At 67.2% G+C, this 897-nt stretch carries 1 protein-coding gene and 1 pseudogene; both read right to left on the bottom strand.

Going from position 1 to position 897, the window contains the following annotated elements; all coding sequences use genetic code 11:
- A partial coding sequence (locus CC207_RS24410) for a sel1 repeat family protein (protein ID WP_256582349.1) occupies window positions 1–559 on the bottom strand: 559 nt, incomplete at its 3' end.
- A gap of 91 nt (window positions 560–650) precedes the next feature.
- Window positions 651–897: pseudogene (locus CC207_RS28050) on the bottom strand (hypothetical protein); the annotation flags it as partial.

Raw genomic sequence — 897 nt, 5'->3', positions numbered from 1 at the left:
GGGTACGGTTGCACACCAGGCGGGTGGCCGGCTGCGGGTAGTAGGCGGCATACAAGGTGGCCATGCTGGGAACCGCCTCCAGCGCCTCGCGGTAGGCGGGGCTGGCATTGTACGGTGAGCACCAGTGGGCGATGGCCAGCGCGGGTGGGGCGAAGCCTTGCTTGAGGCTGGCTTCCAGCAACGGGCAGGCGGCCTCGGCGATCTGTCCTGCCGGCAGATAGGTGGTGTAGTACAGCGCCAGGCGGTACTGGGCTACCGGGTGGCCGAGTTCCACCGACTTTTTCAGCAGGGCCACCGCCGTGGGCAGCGTGTGAGCCATCGCCTGGCCCTGGCGGCTGAGCTCGGGGTCGCCACTGGCGGTGCGCAGCGGACCGGCGTTGTCGTCCTGGTTGTCGGCCTGTTCCAGCAGCGGCAGCGCCTGGCGATAGAGCAGGTCGGCATGGGGGTCGATGCTCACGTCCAGGGCCTGGGCGCCTGTGGCGGCCAGCAGCAACGGCAGCGTCGCGGCCAGGCGAGCTCGGGGGCGGGCCAGGAGAGAGGGGAAGGCAGGAATGGTCATGGCAGTCACACGGTGCCTCGGGCGAATCAGGAGCGACGACGGCCTATTCTATCCATTCGCGTGCCTTTCCCGAAAGCCCGGCGTCCGCTCATCAGACCAGCTTGATCGGTGCGACCTTGCGCAGGGCCTGTCTTTCCTGGGCCAGCCCCAGCTTGGCAGTGATCACCTTGGCCAGCGCATTGTTGCCCAGGTCGTTGAAATGCAGGCGATCGACGAACAGGTGCTCGGCGAACACCGGCGAGCTGCTGAGCATGCTGTTCATGTCGTAGCAGGGGACCGGGTCGGCCTGGCTCTTGATGCGGCGGAAGAAGGCCATGTGCAGCTGGCTGTCGAAGGTG

Origin of the sequence: Pseudomonas sp. DrBHI1, from assembly GCF_002205115.1 — a bacterium.
Lineage (GTDB): Bacteria > Pseudomonadota > Gammaproteobacteria > Pseudomonadales > Pseudomonadaceae > Aquipseudomonas > Aquipseudomonas mosselii.
This window is presented reverse-complemented; position numbering and strand designations above follow the sequence as displayed.